This is a genomic window from Vibrio sp. CCB-PB317 (assembly GCF_022808245.1).
Lineage (GTDB): Bacteria > Pseudomonadota > Gammaproteobacteria > Enterobacterales > Vibrionaceae > Vibrio > Vibrio diabolicus.
The window spans coordinates 982282-996871 of record NZ_JALGNU010000002.1 but is presented as its reverse complement, the minus strand read 5'-3'; the positions used below and the strand labels follow the sequence as shown (position 1 = coordinate 996871).

The 14590-nt window shown below is 43.8% G+C and carries 21 protein-coding genes; 3 read left to right on the top strand and 18 right to left on the bottom strand.

Annotated elements, in window-relative coordinates; translation table 11 throughout:
* Positions 1-4 precede the first annotated feature (4 nt).
* The 10 genes from MTR11_RS13595 to MTR11_RS13555 all read right to left on the bottom strand — a co-directional run bounded on the left by MTR11_RS13595 (position 5) and on the right by MTR11_RS13555 (position 5739).
* Positions 5-832, bottom strand: coding sequence for a major capsid protein P2 (locus MTR11_RS13595; RefSeq protein ID WP_047010301.1), 828 nt, complete (start codon positions 830-832; stop codon positions 5-7).
* Positions 832-960: a hypothetical protein gene (locus MTR11_RS24090; RefSeq protein ID WP_005457441.1), complete on the bottom strand. Its 129-nt coding sequence runs from the start codon at positions 958-960 to the stop codon at positions 832-834. Before MTR11_RS24090 ends, MTR11_RS13595 begins: the two co-directional genes overlap by 1 nt.
* Positions 961-1083: 123 nt before the next feature.
* Complete coding sequence (locus tag MTR11_RS13590; RefSeq protein WP_104980680.1) at positions 1084-1842, bottom strand: hypothetical protein; 759 nt, start codon at positions 1840-1842, stop codon at positions 1084-1086.
* Positions 1814-2269, bottom strand: a complete 456-nt coding sequence (locus MTR11_RS13585; RefSeq protein WP_186585285.1) for a hypothetical protein — start codon at positions 2267-2269, stop codon at positions 1814-1816. Before MTR11_RS13585 ends, MTR11_RS13590 begins: the two co-directional genes overlap by 29 nt.
* Positions 2259-2804 carry a hypothetical protein gene (locus MTR11_RS13580; RefSeq protein WP_140316130.1) on the bottom strand — a complete coding sequence of 182 codons (546 nt, stop codon included), beginning with the start codon at positions 2802-2804 and terminating at the stop codon, positions 2259-2261. Before MTR11_RS13580 ends, MTR11_RS13585 begins: the two co-directional genes overlap by 11 nt.
* Entirely contained in the window at positions 2797-3108 is a 312-nt protein-coding gene (locus MTR11_RS13575) for a hypothetical protein (protein WP_005457413.1), read from the bottom strand. Before MTR11_RS13575 ends, MTR11_RS13580 begins: the two co-directional genes overlap by 8 nt.
* Before the next feature lie 3 nt (positions 3109-3111).
* Positions 3112-3267, bottom strand: coding sequence for a hypothetical protein (locus tag MTR11_RS13570; RefSeq protein ID WP_017635786.1), 156 nt, complete (start codon positions 3265-3267; stop codon positions 3112-3114).
* A 56-nt stretch (positions 3268-3323) separates the two neighbouring features.
* Positions 3324-5180: a hypothetical protein gene (locus MTR11_RS13565; protein ID WP_243327848.1), complete on the bottom strand. Its 1857-nt coding sequence runs from the start codon at positions 5178-5180 to the stop codon at positions 3324-3326.
* On the bottom strand, positions 5177-5551 hold the full coding sequence (locus MTR11_RS13560; RefSeq protein WP_029823326.1) for a hypothetical protein: 375 nt from the start codon (positions 5549-5551) through the stop codon (positions 5177-5179). The genes MTR11_RS13565 and MTR11_RS13560 overlap by 4 nt, the downstream gene beginning before the upstream one ends.
* Entirely contained in the window at positions 5548-5739 is a 192-nt protein-coding gene (locus MTR11_RS13555; RefSeq protein ID WP_005457445.1) for a hypothetical protein, read from the bottom strand. The genes MTR11_RS13560 and MTR11_RS13555 overlap by 4 nt, the downstream gene beginning before the upstream one ends.
* A gap of 142 nt (positions 5740-5881) precedes the next feature.
* On the opposite strand from MTR11_RS13555, the gene MTR11_RS13550 reads away from it, so the two are divergent.
* Positions 5882-6148 carry a helix-turn-helix domain-containing protein gene (locus tag MTR11_RS13550; protein WP_005388732.1) on the top strand — a complete coding sequence of 89 codons (267 nt, stop codon included), beginning with the start codon at positions 5882-5884 and terminating at the stop codon, positions 6146-6148.
* A gap of 72 nt (positions 6149-6220) precedes the next feature.
* Here MTR11_RS13550 and MTR11_RS13545 read toward each other — a convergent pair whose 3' ends face one another.
* Together MTR11_RS13545 and MTR11_RS13540 are read right to left on the bottom strand one after the other, a co-directional pair.
* Positions 6221-6451: a hypothetical protein gene (locus MTR11_RS13545; protein WP_243327847.1), complete on the bottom strand. Its 231-nt coding sequence runs from the start codon at positions 6449-6451 to the stop codon at positions 6221-6223.
* Positions 6452-6887: 436 nt separating this feature from the next.
* A complete protein-coding gene (locus MTR11_RS13540; protein ID WP_243327846.1) occupies positions 6888-7244 on the bottom strand; it encodes a hypothetical protein in 357 nt (118 codons plus the stop codon).
* Positions 7245-7325: 81 nt separating this feature from the next.
* Here MTR11_RS13540 and MTR11_RS13535 point away from each other — a divergent pair, with 81 nt between their 5' ends.
* Together MTR11_RS13535 and MTR11_RS13530 are read left to right on the top strand one after the other, a co-directional pair.
* On the top strand, positions 7326-8165 hold the full coding sequence (locus tag MTR11_RS13535; RefSeq protein WP_243327845.1) for a LysR family transcriptional regulator: 840 nt from the start codon (positions 7326-7328) through the stop codon (positions 8163-8165).
* Between the two features lie 306 nt (positions 8166-8471).
* Entirely contained in the window at positions 8472-8684 is a 213-nt protein-coding gene (locus MTR11_RS13530; protein WP_012842272.1) for a hypothetical protein, read from the top strand.
* Positions 8685-8786: 102 nt separating this feature from the next.
* On the opposite strand, the gene MTR11_RS13525 is transcribed toward MTR11_RS13530, so the two are convergent.
* The 6 genes from MTR11_RS13525 to vxrA all read right to left on the bottom strand — a co-directional run bounded on the left by MTR11_RS13525 (position 8787) and on the right by vxrA (position 14469).
* Positions 8787-9176 (bottom strand): universal stress protein, encoded by a 390-nt coding sequence (locus MTR11_RS13525; RefSeq protein ID WP_012842271.1) that lies wholly within the window; start codon positions 9174-9176, stop codon positions 8787-8789.
* Positions 9177-10103: 927 nt separating this feature from the next.
* Positions 10104-10265 (bottom strand): YoaH family protein, encoded by a 162-nt coding sequence (locus MTR11_RS13520; RefSeq protein WP_005394474.1) that lies wholly within the window; start codon positions 10263-10265, stop codon positions 10104-10106.
* Between the two features lie 42 nt (positions 10266-10307).
* Positions 10308-11429: a conjugal transfer protein TraF gene (locus MTR11_RS13515; RefSeq protein ID WP_046875459.1), complete on the bottom strand. Its 1122-nt coding sequence runs from the start codon at positions 11427-11429 to the stop codon at positions 10308-10310.
* Between the two features lie 60 nt (positions 11430-11489).
* Positions 11490-12371 carry a DUF2861 family protein gene (locus tag MTR11_RS13510; RefSeq protein WP_005394478.1) on the bottom strand — a complete coding sequence of 294 codons (882 nt, stop codon included), beginning with the start codon at positions 12369-12371 and terminating at the stop codon, positions 11490-11492.
* A gap of 6 nt (positions 12372-12377) precedes the next feature.
* Positions 12378-13040 (bottom strand): response regulator transcription factor VxrB, encoded by a 663-nt coding sequence (gene vxrB, locus MTR11_RS13505; RefSeq protein WP_005394480.1) that lies wholly within the window; start codon positions 13038-13040, stop codon positions 12378-12380.
* On the bottom strand, positions 13015-14469 hold the full coding sequence (gene vxrA, locus MTR11_RS13500) for a sensor histidine kinase VxrA (protein ID WP_005394482.1): 1455 nt from the start codon (positions 14467-14469) through the stop codon (positions 13015-13017). The genes vxrB and vxrA overlap by 26 nt, the downstream gene beginning before the upstream one ends.
* Between the last annotated feature and the right edge of the window lie 121 nt (positions 14470-14590).

Below are 14590 nucleotides of genomic sequence, written 5' to 3'. Positions count from 1 at the left end.
CCCCTTACTGCGCGGTAGGCACCGCCACTTGTTCGATGGCTTCAATCAGAACCGGAATGCTGCCCGGTGCCGTTTTTTCCACTTCAAACGCCAGTTGTTTCATGGCCGCCGTTGGCAAGCGTGCTTCGCTACCAAAACCGCAACGCGTAAAGTCCATCGAGAAGAAGCCCGCATTCTGCTCACGACCCGCCGCAGCTAAGTCGTAGGCGTTATCGGTCTTGTTGACGTTGAGCTCTTCACGTTCATCACGCAGGACGCGAACGCGTTCAATCGTGTTGTCTTTGAGGTGCAAACGCTTGATAGACAGCGCCGCACTACGCTCAGCAAAGTCAAACGGTGTGCGACCACTCGATGCGGCGTACCACGTTTGGGAATAGATGCGCGGCATGTAAATGCGTTGGCTTTGCGCCGCCGTGGTATGAGCACGAGCGCGAATCATTGGTGCCGCGGCACCCGTTTTGGCTTTTAGCTGGATGTACATGAACCAGATTTCGCCTTGCAGCGTGACTAGCTCACCTGTACGGATACCCAGTTTGGTACGCATCGACATATCGGAGAAGTTCAGCACGTAGCGACCCGCTTGCACGTATTCTTTCTTGTGCTCTTGCAAGTCGATAAGGTCTTGACCCGTCACGTTGACGATTTCACGGCCGTTCACTTTCACCGTGATGCGCTCGATGTCTGCCGCATCGAGAATGTCCGTCACCAATTCAATGTTTTGATAAGTTGGACCCGACACCAAGCGTAAGGTGGCTTGGTTACCCCAGTTCACACCCTCAACAGGGTCAAGCTCACGTGGACGCGGGTTAAAAGGTTGTTTTAGTGCTTCCATTAGAACCACCCATTTTCGCCGTTAAGAGTTTCACGCACTGGATTGAGCACGCTGATATTGTTGATAGCGGCAATCACGATTAACGTGATAATCAGTGCCATCAATAGGTTTTTGTGTTGCTGTTTCATGTTGTCCCTTTCGGTTGTACACGGTTAAAAAGTGATTTCATGAAACAGGGAAACGGACAGGCTTGGAAGTGAGAGCAACCTATAGGTTAAGCGGTTAACCTATAGGTTGAATGAGCGTTGAAATTAACGGTGAATGGTGCCCGTCAGACAGTTAAATGAGGACTTTTCCACGTTGCCGATACCGTCACGAACGAGCATATATTCGGCAATCGGCTTACCAATTGCGGCTTTGTTGTTCTTGGCTGATTTCAATCCTGCTAAGGTATCGACGCACAAGCCTTTTTTATCGGCGAGCCATCGTGCATCGGCCATCGAGTTCACCGCGCCAATCCACCATACAGGTGATTGCTCGGTCACGGTTTTGGGGACTTCCTGCCCGCGTTGGAAAATAGAATGCAGCACAAGCCCATATTGACGCCCACCGCGCCACAATTCGCCCGCTTTGCCTTTGAGTTTGCCGGACGTTTCCACGCAGCTTGCAAGCTCTTCGATGATCACATGCAGTTGTTTGGCGTCGCCATTACCCACCGCCCACACTGCCGCGCTGAAAAATTCGAGTTCCTCACTACACGCGCCATCTTTGGGGATGTACGCCAGTTTGAACGACTTGCCGCGTTTACGTGCCATCACCAAAGCTTTGACGAACGCCACGCGAGAACTGGTTTCAAGGCATTGTTGGCCGCGGAATTTCGCCCCCGCGTAGTTGCGATATGGGTCAAAAAAAACCGCTTGCGCGGCTTTTGGCACTAAACCCAAGTGCTTAACGGCGGAGGTTTTACCCCCGCCCGTGCCCGCCACGTAGATGACATGTTCGGCATCGTGTGACGGGTTGGAGTTGACCGGATTGGGGAATTTAAGCGGCGTCTTTTTCTTTTTGCTCACGCTGTTTTTCCTCCTCTATCGCTAATAGCTCTTTTTGATATGCCATGGTTTTCTTGGCACTGTAGACCAGCGACAACACCGCCAAGCCTAAAACGGCCTCTTGCATGTAATCCCCAAACAGCGACGACACGCTGTCACTGTGCTTTTCCAACACAGGCAACGCCGCATCAATCACCGCCGCTTTGCCTTTTTCGTCAAACTCAAAATCCACACCGGAAATAATCGACGTCGCTTGCTCAGCAATGGTGAACAACACCGACAACGCACCCTCGAACATTTCACCCGCGGGTTGGTGGTTGTCCTCGTTGGCGGCTTCGGTTGGTAAGTCGGTTAGTTCGCTGACTTCGGTTTGTTCCAGTCCACTGATAACCGCGGAAAAGTCGCCCCAATCATCTAGTTCTGGTTGGTTTTCCATTTCATCCTGCATTGATTGGTTCCCCTTGTTCGGTATCTGGTTCGGTTGGTTTCTTGGTTGGCATCAGTTGACGAATCGCCCAAATCAGCAAGGCGACAAAGGCTATCCCCGCTAAGACTTTTTTAACCGGAAACGGCGGCTTTTTAACGGGCGTTGGAGCGGGTTCCGGTTCGGTTACTTGCTCGGTTTCAACGCTTGGCGCTTCCACTGGTTCAGCAGCCGCAATGCTAGGCATATCAGTGCTTGCAACGATGTCGGGCACTGGTTCAACCGTTGGCGATTCAGCCTCAATTGTGACGGTGTCACTCACTTCTAGCTGTTCAACCGAGTCAACCATGTTGGTTTCTACAAAAGCGTTAATGCTCTTGCTCATTGGGCTGTTGCCACAGCTCGGACACTTGTAATACAGCAGTCCTAAGTTGCGCCCGTTTTTGGTTGGCTCGCCCTCAGCAATCAGCTTGCCCTCACCGACACGATGCACGGTTGAGGGACTTTGGCAAACGGGGCACGATACGTGCCCGCGAATTGGGTTTGGGTGTTTACTCATCGGCGGCCGCCTCGACTGTTTCCAATTGCTGCATATTGCCTTTGACACAACCGCGATACTTTTCACGCACCTTGTTGTTAAGTTTGGTTAACTGCTCGATTTGGTCGAACAGCGTCGGATTCAAACCAAACGCTTCAAGCGAGAAATTACCCGTCATGAGCATCTTGCTTGCGCGTTTGATAATCGCGTTGGTGTCCATGTTTTTGAACTGGCTCAACTCCTTTTCGACACTGGCGTTGAGTTTATCGGCCGCATCGAGCGCGGCCATTGCTTGCTGACATTCTTTAAGAGATAGCATTTCCATTATTTAAGCCTCGGCTAGTTCTTCATCGGTGTTCGGTTTGTTCTGAATCTGTTTGTTGACTTCTTTCATCCAGACCAGCAATAGACGCCAAAACACGCCGCCTTTGCTGCGCTTCACTTCGGCTTCCATTTCTTGGGTGATTTTGTCGATGGTGCTCATTGGGTTGTCCTTACCTAGTTGCTGAAAATCGTTGTCGCAAGCAATGCCCAAACGGGCTAATGAACGTAGTGGCAATAATCATGGTAAATCGCCATGTCATTGCTCTTGATTAAGTTGATGTCCGGCTCTGGCGGCCGCTCTTGTGCTAACTGACTTTTCCAATCAGCTTGTCGTAGTTGAAATCGTTCAAACTGTTCTTTGTAAAGGTCGGTGGCGTCGTCACGAGTTAACGTCAAATCATTACCATCACGCTCGGCGGTACACTTCATCGACCAACCACGCGCACCGCGTGCCCAATACAAAAACGCCCCCGCCTTGTGTTTGAATTTTTCGCCCTCAAACACGATAGAAAATTGGTTTAAGCTACTGGCGAACGTGCCGCGGCTCTTAATTTGGTTGCGAATCTGGCGTGCTTCGTGGTCTAGCTTCTTAATCAGATGGTTAAGCTTTTGAACGGCATCGTGATTGCCTTGTTTGCGGTTGATGTCGATAGCGCGAATCGCATCTTGCTTTTTGGTTTCTTTGCGTCGGATTTCGCGCTGCATCGGTTTGCGCCATTGCTCCAACATGTAACCGCACTCTTTGATGATGCCCGTCATGTTGTCCACTTCGAACGATGCCAAGACATCCCAATCAGGGGCACGGCTACAGCGTGCAATGTTGTAGCGGTTGCCTTTTATCAGTCCTTGGTCGGCGTTATCGCCCTTGGCCGCGTAACCTACGGCTTTGATGAGATAGCCCGCCGCCGCTTCGCTGAATTTGATTTTCTCCAGATGCGCCATGCCATTGCCCCAAAGCTGCTCGATGCGCTTCGCCCATCCTGCAAAGTGGTGCTGTTCCACTCGCCAGTTCAGCAGCACATGCACATGAGGATTGGGCTCGCCATCTTCATTCGCCGGAGATTCCGCAACCCAAATGTAATGAAAATCAAATGGGTTGGCGGTTGGTCCATGAATTTCTTTAACGTGCTTGATACCGTCGTCATCTTTCCAAGCGGCTTTAAGCGGACGGCCAATTCGGCCATTTACTTTGACTTTGTCACCGTCTAACCCAAGTGACCCCGCCTCGCTTGCGGAATATTCAAACCCGCGTTGGTACATTTTCTTGAGGCCATTTAGAAAACGGGATACCTCGGCACCAATCGTGGTTTGGATTGGGCAATATGGCAGTCCCTCATCGGTGACCGCTTCGCCACCAAAAATTCGCTCGCGTTGCTTTTGAGTAAACGTCAGGGTGACGAACGTGCTGAATCCACCGTGACACGCGGCGACATACGCGCCCGATTCAAAGATTTTCTTTACAGCGCGTGGGTTTAGCTTGTCAGTGAAACGCTCACCACTTTGCGGCGCGGGTGCTTCGGACGGGCTTGGGTGGTATTTCACCTGCATTTTCATCTGTTGCGCCCAAGCACGGGACATCAAATATGCTCGGCTAGTGCCAATCGGTTGCCATTCGAGGCGGTTGTTTTCGTTACGAATCCAACCTGTTTGCGCTTGTGAGCGTGCCCGATATTCATCGGTCACGTTGTCGCCACAAAACGATTCCGTTTTATGGCGCGGCGGCAGACGTCGAGAACGGGTCATTAAGCGGTCTATCTGCTTGCGTTTTCCGTGTCCGACTTTTGCGCCCTTTGACGAGCCTAGTCTTTTCTGGACTTCGTCCAGCGCTTCGCGCCCAAGTTCAGCACTTTTTAAGGTGCGTAAATGGTGGATTTGGTCAAACGATTTGAACTTTTGCAGTTCACTTTCCATCCAATCACGGTTTGGAGCACTAAAAAAACCGCTTTCGACAGCGGCAATGTTTTTCTCGGTAACGGTAACGTCTTGCGCTAACGCCGTAATAAAGCCCACATCATGCGGGCTTAAAAGTTGGGTAAATTCGCGTGGCGATTGCACGTCGTACAGATGTTTCATACACCCCCCAACTGAGAGCAATCAGGGCAAACGACGTGGTCTTGTTTGAACGTGTTTTTACAACCGTCACAAAGCTCGGTGGAAGAATCCGCGCCCACTTGGGGCGCTTCATCTTGCTTGCGGATTTCGTGTAGTGGTTGGCCGTTGTTTTGCGCGCCAAGTGTCGCCATACGATAAGCGGCGTTAGTAATATCAGCGAGCGTGGCATCTTTCGCTTTAATGCAAGCAACAAGAGTCATGCCCTGATAAAGCCAAAGAGAGGCTTCAACGGCTTCAAGCTCAAAACTGTCGAAGTAAATATGAGTTCCGTTGCATTGGGATGCAACAAGTTGGCGCTGATTGCGGCGCGTTTTCCAGATACTCAAATTCATGCTACAACCCCCTGACGAAAACGTGTAGGAATGTAGGTTTGTTTCTTCTTTGGGAATTGTTCAGCGAACTTTTCGCGTAATTGTGCAATCTTAAGAAGTGAGTTTGCTGTTTTAGCTGGGTCAGGATTGGTACACCCTGCCATATCTGGGCAAGGTAAGTGAATTGGGTCGGTAACGATACGTTCCATGTTTTAGCCTCCGCAAGCTATTGATTTCCTGTCTCAAAAATAACGTTAAGGAAATCTTTTTAAGCACGCAAGTGGCTTGCGGTAGTGAAAGAAGCCAGACTATCCACTAAAATTTAACAATATTGCGAAAGGATGCGGGAACATGACTAATTACACAAACGTGCTTTTAGATAGACTGAAAACCCAGTTAGAGCTTACCTCTGACTATCAGTTAGCTAAAGTTTTGGACGTTGGCACAAGTAGAATTAGCAATTACCGCAATGGTCGCAGTGTTCTTGATTGGGAAATTGCCTTTAAAATCGCCGACTTATTGGGGTTAGATGATCAAGATGTGGTATACGGTTTACTCGAAGATAAGTCTATAAACCCCCGCCTAATCAATGCCTTACAAGCAGGGGCGCCAGCCTAACCTCTCATTTACCAGCTTATACATAATGCGCACCTTAGAGTTAGGAGATTAGCAGTGGCGATGTCAGCTTAGTTACACACCGTATTTGGCTTTTGCGGCCTTGCAGGCTTCATCGGCTGTCTTGTATGGGCCATGAACTTCTATTTCACCGCAGCGGCCACTTGATGAGAACCTGTCATCAACTATAAAACCGTGTAGCTGATTAAGTTCCTGCACTGTATCTTTGGTTACGTTCGACACCATGCACGTTGGTTCTGCATCTTGCTCATTCAAGTAACCGAACAACTGGATTGGATATTCCATTATTTCTCTCCAACTTTCTGAGTTAACAAGATCTTTGGCTGGCGTTCTTGAAGTTCGATACTAACTCTGCTGGGCATGAGCTAGTGTTTAAGTTATATCAGATAAGCAACCTAACGATTGCTTAAAGCCTTTGTCTTCAAATCTCATTATATCCTTTCGATAACTTATGTTTTAAGTTATCGAAAGGATGAGAAAATTCAATGTTCTCACTTATGGGCACGTATTGTTCATCCCCAAAAGTGTAATTATTACATTAGCTTTATAGGAACGTAAACTCTCTACTTTTCAATCTATACCTAGATCTTTCTTCATATGTTCACTCAACTCACTAGTGGTTCTTACATTAATTTTATGTTTGCAATGATGGATTCTCAACTCTTCACCAAATAATTTTACTAACGATTTTGTATACAAAGCACTAATATTATTTATTATTCTATACAATGTACCTTTCTGATAAACAGATCTTTTCGAATTTTGTATTGCAGTCTTCATATTTAAGTATTCTCACATTTTTAACTTTATAATTTAAAGAATTATTTTCAAGTTCGATCTTTATTATTGCTTTTGTCGATTTTGAATGAGTCATTATCAATGATGCGCAATCGACAATTAAATCACCTGAATCTAACTTAGTAATTTCACGAGAGAGAATTTTTATTTTTAAATTTTCTGTTTCGTTATTTAAGTCGATTGAGTTAATTTCTTCAGGATATTTGTTTAACTTAATATCCAATATGGTTTTATTAAGATAGTAGTCTGCCATTATTTCATGACGGCTTTTAAATATCATTGTCCCCCTCCGTTGATGCAAGTTATACTTTCCCTCCCGTTAAAAGACAACGTGACTCAGAGTTGCAAAAAGGTAACAATCATGGAATTGATGAACAATGAGCTGATCTGCTTTGCAGCCATTTGTAAACACCTCTCTCTTACAGAGGCATCAAAAGAACTTAGAAAGTCGAAAGCTCAAGTCAGCAGGCAGCTAGCGGCATTAGAAAAACAACTTGGTGTAACACTCGTCCACAGGACAACAAGAAAACTCGTTTTAACTGATCATGGTGAAAGCATTAGAGAGCTTGCCATAAAAACGTTAGAGAGCTTGCAGGAGTTAAATTACAGAGCTAACTCGTTGAGTGAATGCATTAATGGAAAGTTTAAAATTACAATGCCCAACTCTATAGCCTCTTCTATTTTTGGCTCTGTTCTTAAAGGCTTACAAGAGCGATATCCAGCAGTGAACTTTGAAATATCATCAAGTAACAATGTTGAGAATTTATTAGAAAGCAACGTAGATTTAGCGATTAGGCTTAATAATATTATTGATGACAATCTGATTGCACATAAAATCGGTGATTATAACGATGTTTTAATATCTACAGTTAACAATGCCAATAACAACACGCTATTAATCTACAAGAATCACTCGAATAAGGAATCAATTAAAAAGCAGTACACTGACGTTATCGAAGTTGATAACACCTCTATTTTAATAAACTTTGTCTCTGAGGGGGTTGGGGTTGGCGTCATTCCAAATTACCTTGTAAAAGGTAACCATATAGACAAAAATATCAAAATTTCACAAAATTTTGATATAGAACGCTCCATGTATATCGCCTACCCTTATCAAAACCCTTTACCAAGAAAGCTAGCTGAAATATCTACTTTTATTAGGTCTGAGTTATCAAAAATATTGAAAAATGAATCACTTTAGGATGGCTTTTCAGGTTTATAATTTTCCTTTGATAACTCATGAGGTCTAGCGAGAAGCTTTGTAACGTATTGTTTCAAAGAGCCTCGTTAGGCATTTATGAAAATCCCCAACTTTATGCTTGTTATCACAACATGAGATGCTATACCGTTTCATTATCAAGGCTTTGCGTGGAATAAATCACGCGGGTGAAACGATAGATTGACTTACATTAAAAATTTAATCGAAAGCAGCTTTATATTAAATTGATTTCATACCATTCTGCGTGTATCTTCTACCCATATCCCCACAATAACCAAGGAGAATGCCATGGATAAGCTACTCGCGTCTGCACTAGAAATTAAGCAGCGAACTATGGTGACTGGCTTTTTTGCTAGAAATGGATTCAAAATTGCTATGACCGATTTTGATGATGTCACTTTTGAGCGAGAAGGTGTGCAAGTTAACGTGCATTTTGATTTACAGTCAAACGCAGAGTCTGCATCTATTTTATCCCAAGAGGCATCTGCTATTCCTGGTTAGTTATTTTGTTGTCAATCATACGCAAAGCCGAACGCAAACGTTCGGCTTTTTAATATGCGAAAAACGGGATTACAAAAGATGCGGCACAAACCTGCGTTACTGTCACTCATCCAAGTAAACAATCAATAAATCCGCTTCAACCTCATTCGCTACCCTTGGTACCGATGAAAAGAAACGGCTCAATAAATTATGATGATGACCGCAGACAACTAGGTCTATTCCCTCTTTTTTTACGATTCCCGACAATTTGATATGAAGGTCACCGATAACTGCCATCGTCTCGTGTACTGGATATAGGCATTTATCAGCGAGTTCTTGTAGCTCCTTTTGCAACTTTTGTTCTTCTTTCGGCTCCATGATCACACGATCAACATCCACATAAACGAATGAAAGTTTGGCGTTCGAGTTCTTTGCTTGAGTTATTGCTTTTTCGATAACGACTTGGCTAGATTGAGATAAATCAACAGCGACTAAAACGTGCTTGTAACTCATTCTTTCTCTCCTAGTTAGTTTTCATGTGCTTATAGTAAGTCTAGTTCACTAAGAGCGAATGCAATGTCTAAACTCATATTTCATGAAAATATGGGAGTTTGATATAAGAATGTGGAAACAGCCGAGCGATCAGCTATCTAATAGCCATTGAAGGCTCGTGAAGTCAACTAGTGACTTAGGAACCAGTTATTGATATGTGGCCCATTTTGTTCTCCCTCCTTAAGATGTACATAACTATGTAACTAACGCAAACAAACCCACGTTACGCCGTCACTACGCTTCTAAACCCTGTCAATTTCTATTGCAGCTTGTTTTATATTCCTAATTACAACGTCGCCTAGTTTAGTAAAACCACTTGGCAATAAGTAATTTTTTCGTGTAATCCATCGATCAAGATTAAGAGTTATTTCATAGACAACACTGAATTAAAGACAAGATTTAGAGTTAAAACAGAGTCCAACACTCCTATGTTCAACCTAAAACCGACATACGTCTGCGAGCACTTACTGTCTCTATAAGGTCAATTATATAACTATATTCAGATTTTATTTTTCTGTTACAACGTGTCTTTTTTATCTTCACAGCATAATCCTCTACTTGAAAACATACCCAATCACCATCTTGTAATTTAATTACACAAAAAGATAATCGAAACATAACCACAAGACAAAAAACCAACACAAGTTACTGATTTTATTAATTTTAATTTAAAAATAGCATTTCACCCCATATTCGTTCAAGCCAGAAGGCATCAAGGTTAACTTAAATAAGTAAAATTTTACTAACTGCTTAGTACAGAATAGAGGAAGTTGAATAAATTGAAAGGTATAGAAATAACGTTACGACGTAACTACGTTAAGGTATGAAAATATTTGAGGATAAATATGAGGACCAAAAAAACAGGGCCAAAGCCCTGATATGAATTAATTAGTTTTGTTGCTGTTGTTTTTCTGCGTACTCGGATCGAATCTGTTCGGCAACAATTTTGATGGCTTCTGCTGTACTTGTGCCCTTCGCCATCAATTCTTGAATTTTCTCTACAGCTTGTTGTTGCTCTTGGTGAGATAGAGGGGGTAAATCGTCAAACATAAAAAAGCTCCTCATTTTGAGGAGCAGACTATAACGATTCAATTAATAGGTCGCAAGGAAATTAATGGATGCCCCCATTGCGTTCTCGTTCGTGTACTGAGCAGCAATATCTAATTCGATCAACTTAAGTGGAGACAGTCCAATACCTGCAGTAATGGTACCTTCGTCGCTACTTCGAGCTAAGTTTTTCATATAACCCGCTCGCAATGCCATTTGACGCAAGATATCAAATTCAATACCAGCTCGAATCATTTGTGTATTATCATCGAAGGATGAAAAACGTTTTTCTTCATTAAGATCGTAGTCGACACTCATAGTAAAGTAATCGGCAACAACCCCTGCCCCGACCGTATATACGGGACGCATGCTGTATTCGTATGATTTTATCGTATCACTGCCATACATGAACGATTTTGTTTTAACGTCTCTTCCGATCAAGTTTTTTGCTGAAATACCGACACGATATGGGCCAAAGAACCAAAGCGCGCCCGCATCCAAGTTAAACATCGTTTCCGCTGTCTCATGTTCACGTAAGTCTTTGGTATCGAAATTCTGAAAACTCGTGGCGTAAGAGTACGTATAAATACGCTGAAGTTTAGGCGTAACACCAAATGAAAGGTGTTGATTCATAAAGTTGGTGTATTTAGCAAGTGATACACCTGCTTCAGCAACACCAATAGAAACACCTTGTACGTAGCTATCGTCTAACGGATTAGTACCTGACGTATCTACTTTTGGTTGTACGAATGATTCAGTGTATAACTTACCGTATGCAGTTGCAGATAAAAATTTATTAGGAATACCTATAGCGACAACGCCACCAAGATCAAAGTCAGTTTTTTTTCCATCTATGGCATTCATCGATTTTTTGATTTCATCGACATCGGTCAATTTGCTGATGCGTTCGATTTCATCGACAAGATCATATTGATCATCGTAGTTACCACCAAAACTTGGCACGATCATTCCTGCATCGTCGTTTCGGCGATAAATTGCAGTAAGTGCGGGGTTGAAAAAAGGAGCAGTCAGATAAGTTGCTGATACCGTACCAACGCCACCCATCGCATCGCTACGAGCTTCTATCGCATAAGTGGCAGCCGAAGCAACGTTTGCGAAAAGTGTGGTGGCAACTGAGGTGGCTAGAATTTTATATTTGGTTTTCATACTACACTTGTGATTTTGGTTCTTCCTGAACCTTTATCGGCACAAATGGTATTTCTTTAACTATTCTTCTTGGGAAAGATCATAGGTTCGGCTAATAGTTTGAGCTTGCTCAACAATTATATCGCCCTGCCAACGACGACTGTTGATACTCACTGCTAGCACGTATCTATCATTTGGGACACCCGCAAGCTCTAGTGAATTGGGATAGTTAGACTCGTACGTCTTTTTCCACATTTGCTCGTATTGACCATCAATGTAGTCATATAAACCAACTTCAAGTTGCGGTAATGGACAATGGGGATTACGAAGTGCGCTCTTTTCTACTTTCCAATTCTCTTTAGATGTCCAACGAACATATTGCGAAGAATTGGAATCTCCTAATATTACCCAAGTTCGATACTCTTGTTTATCTTTAGAAACAATAGTTAAGTGATACAAGCCTGCTTCAAGCTTACCCGTGAGGTTATAGCGTTTCGAATAACTACGCTCATTGGCTAATTCCGTACCGCTCGGCTGTTCTTCATAACTGAATGAACTGTCTGCGGATATAGAATCATCCACCCATCGATTAAATGAAATATTTTCGATGTCAGTTGTAGCTCTTAGCTTGATCACTAATCTAAATGTATCTCGCCCAGGGCTTTGGATGGTCTGACGAATAACGTTCACGCCACTTATCCATTCAGGCAGCGTTACACCAGTGAGAGACTTGCCACAGTTTTTAGATAGAGACTGACCAAGAAGGTCATTGAGATGAGGAGTCAAATCTTTACTTGGTTCCGTTTGCCACAGTTCAACAAGAGAGTTGAACATACCGGCAAGATCATCTTCAAGTAAGTGTTGATGTGCCTGCGTTAAAGGCGTGTTGGTTTGAAACCAGTCCATTGCATGGACTGGTTTCACTAACGCTAATGAGAGAACTACGGGGAGTAGTGTTTTCATTATGACTTATGCTTTCATCTTGTAGCCAACACCGCGAAGTGTTTCAATTTCCAGTCCTGGCAGTTTTTGACGAAGCTGCAATACGTGCGTATCCACAGTACGTGTCGTTGGGAAGTGATTGTAACCCCAAACGTGGTCAAGTAGCTCATCACGAGTAAACACGCGACCTAAGTTCGACGCTAAAAATAGCAGTAGATCAAACTCTGTACGAGTTAACGTAATTAGCTCATCTTTATAGGTAACTTCACGAGTTGAACGATCAATTTCTAAGTCTTTTGTGATCACTTTATCAGCGCTGCTTTGCTCTGCTGAATCCGGTGCTCGTAGCTGTGCACGGATTCTCGCAAAGAGTTCCGCTTCAGCAAAAGGCTTCGTTAAGTAGTCGTTCGCGCCGGAATCAAGGCCTGCAACTTTATCTTTTACGGTAACAAGTGCCGTTAGCAAGATAACTGGTACGTCTTTAATCTGTTTCCATTCTGGGAGACATTGTACAGAGTCACCATCTGGGAGTTGGCGATCGAGAATAACCAAGTCAGCTTTTTTCCATTGTGGTTCTACGTCTGCAATACGTTCCACATGTAAACACTCATATCCTGCTTGTTCCAGGCTTACTAACAGGCCATCAGCCAAGTTTTTATCGTCCTCAACGAGAAGCAGTGTCTGTTTCACAAGGTATCTCCAATATAAAGGTTGTAGGTGGTCCCATCAGGGACATTTTTCCGCCCATGCGGCCTACCATAGATTCAACGATTGTTAACCCAAGTCCTAACCCGCTCTTACTGACGAACGGTTTCTTCAAATTTGCCCAATCTTTAGCCGTTAGGCCACCAGCATCTCGGACTTGGAATACTATTTTTTCTTCACTAGTTGAAACATCCAATTCAACTGGTGCAATACCGTACTTAAGTGCATTACGAAGCAAGTTATCGATACAAGTTCCTAACCAGTACACATTAACTTTAGCAGCCACATCTTCATTGATGTTGAAAAGCACGGCACTATCAAATTCTTCTTCGATCTTAAATTCTAACCAGTCTGCGACAGACGGAACCCAGTCTGTTGCAAGCATTTGGTTATCAGATTGCAAATAATCTTTACTCGCTTCTGCCAATTGACGCAAACGACGTGTATCTTCACACAATCTGCGAAACTCGTCATATACGCTTTCAGGTAGATGCTCGAACTCTCGGCGAAAGCCCTCAACCGTCAGTGATAGAGATGCAATCGGTGTTCTGAGCTCATGCGTTAAAATTTGCAACACAAGCATTCTACTACGGAGCTCTTCTCGCTTACTATTCCAGCGGTATACAGCCCAACCAATCACTAGAAGAATATTTGCGATTACCAGTATGATCATACTGATCCGCAAAACTTGTGAGTGATCTTCTACATCCCAACAAATATTGCCTCGTTTAACAAAGCAACTTTTGCTTTGAGACGCTAGAGCGTACGACAGACCCGCATTAGCGACGTTTTCTTCCCAGATATCTTTCTCGAAAACAAAGTAACGGTCACCACGTCGTAACCAAAGTTCGTTACCTTCGATAAACATGCTCGCGCCTGCAATCAAAGCATTAATGGCGTCGTCGTCCATGTTTTTCAAGCTTTCTAACAACTCATCCCCTTCCTCATTGTCACGCTCTTTAATATGCATGTATTGAGCAAGCTTTGGTTTGAGTTCTGGATACTTATCCACATAGCGTGCAGCATAAGTCCCACCACCAGGGTGAATGAGGCCACTACGCGAGAACCAACGTGGTGTCAGTTGCGTCCCTTTACAGATAGCTCTTGTAAATACTAACGGCTCAGTAATTAAAGGACTTAGTGGCAATTTACCACGACAAGTATTCGCTAAGCTGTAAAGCTGTTGTATATCTTTTAACGGATAGTCAGACGTTTGCGGCAGAAGCGAATCTGGCGCAAGTAACTTGGTAGGATAATTTGATTGCAGAATACGAATATCATACGATTTAAGAGCTACTTCATAATTAAATAGCTCTGTAAACGTATCTATTCTTTCTGGTAGTGAATCGGAAAATGCAGGTGCCGAAAAAAGCGGCAATACAGTTGCAAAACCGAGCAAAAACTTTTTAATCAAACTGTTACCGTCACTTGTTACATTAGCCAAAACTATACATCAATCTACAAGCAATTGACATCTGCTAACAGAAGGATTTGCATTACTATAACATTGAAACGGAACAAAAAAGGGCCAGCGA

Bases quoted from the DNA above. Each gene is read 5' to 3' on its own strand.
- MTR11_RS13520 (WP_005394474.1), bottom strand. From the start codon at position 10,265: ATGTTTGACGATTTACCCCCTCTATCTCACCAAGAGCAACAACAAGCT.
- MTR11_RS13535 (WP_243327845.1), top strand. From the start codon at position 7,326: ATGGAATTGATGAACAATGAGCTGATCTGCTTTGCAGCCATTTGTAAA.
- MTR11_RS13585 (WP_186585285.1), bottom strand. From the start codon at position 2,269: ATGCAGGATGAAATGGAAAACCAACCAGAACTAGATGATTGGGGCGAC.
- MTR11_RS13545 (WP_243327847.1), bottom strand. From the start codon at position 6,451: ATGGAATATCCAATCCAGTTGTTCGGTTACTTGAATGAGCAAGATGCA.
- MTR11_RS13530 (WP_012842272.1), top strand. From the start codon at position 8,472: ATGGATAAGCTACTCGCGTCTGCACTAGAAATTAAGCAGCGAACTATG.
- MTR11_RS24090 (WP_005457441.1), bottom strand. From the start codon at position 960: ATGAAACAGCAACACAAAAACCTATTGATGGCACTGATTATCACGTTA.
- MTR11_RS13515 (WP_046875459.1), bottom strand. From the start codon at position 11,429: ATGAAAACCAAATATAAAATTCTAGCCACCTCAGTTGCCACCACACTT.
- MTR11_RS13575 (WP_005457413.1), bottom strand. From the start codon at position 3,108: ATGGAAATGCTATCTCTTAAAGAATGTCAGCAAGCAATGGCCGCGCTC.
- MTR11_RS13540 (WP_243327846.1), bottom strand. From the start codon at position 7,244: ATGATATTTAAAAGCCGTCATGAAATAATGGCAGACTACTATCTTAAT.
- MTR11_RS13555 (WP_005457445.1), bottom strand. From the start codon at position 5,739: ATGGAACGTATCGTTACCGACCCAATTCACTTACCTTGCCCAGATATG.
- MTR11_RS13550 (WP_005388732.1), top strand. From the start codon at position 5,882: ATGACTAATTACACAAACGTGCTTTTAGATAGACTGAAAACCCAGTTA.
- MTR11_RS13565 (WP_243327848.1), bottom strand. From the start codon at position 5,180: ATGAAACATCTGTACGACGTGCAATCGCCACGCGAATTTACCCAACTT.
- MTR11_RS13525 (WP_012842271.1), bottom strand. From the start codon at position 9,176: ATGAGTTACAAGCACGTTTTAGTCGCTGTTGATTTATCTCAATCTAGC.
- MTR11_RS13510 (WP_005394478.1), bottom strand. From the start codon at position 12,371: ATGAAAACACTACTCCCCGTAGTTCTCTCATTAGCGTTAGTGAAACCA.
- MTR11_RS13580 (WP_140316130.1), bottom strand. From the start codon at position 2,804: ATGAGTAAACACCCAAACCCAATTCGCGGGCACGTATCGTGCCCCGTT.
- MTR11_RS13595 (WP_047010301.1), bottom strand. From the start codon at position 832: ATGGAAGCACTAAAACAACCTTTTAACCCGCGTCCACGTGAGCTTGAC.
- MTR11_RS13570 (WP_017635786.1), bottom strand. From the start codon at position 3,267: ATGAGCACCATCGACAAAATCACCCAAGAAATGGAAGCCGAAGTGAAG.
- MTR11_RS13560 (WP_029823326.1), bottom strand. From the start codon at position 5,551: ATGAATTTGAGTATCTGGAAAACGCGCCGCAATCAGCGCCAACTTGTT.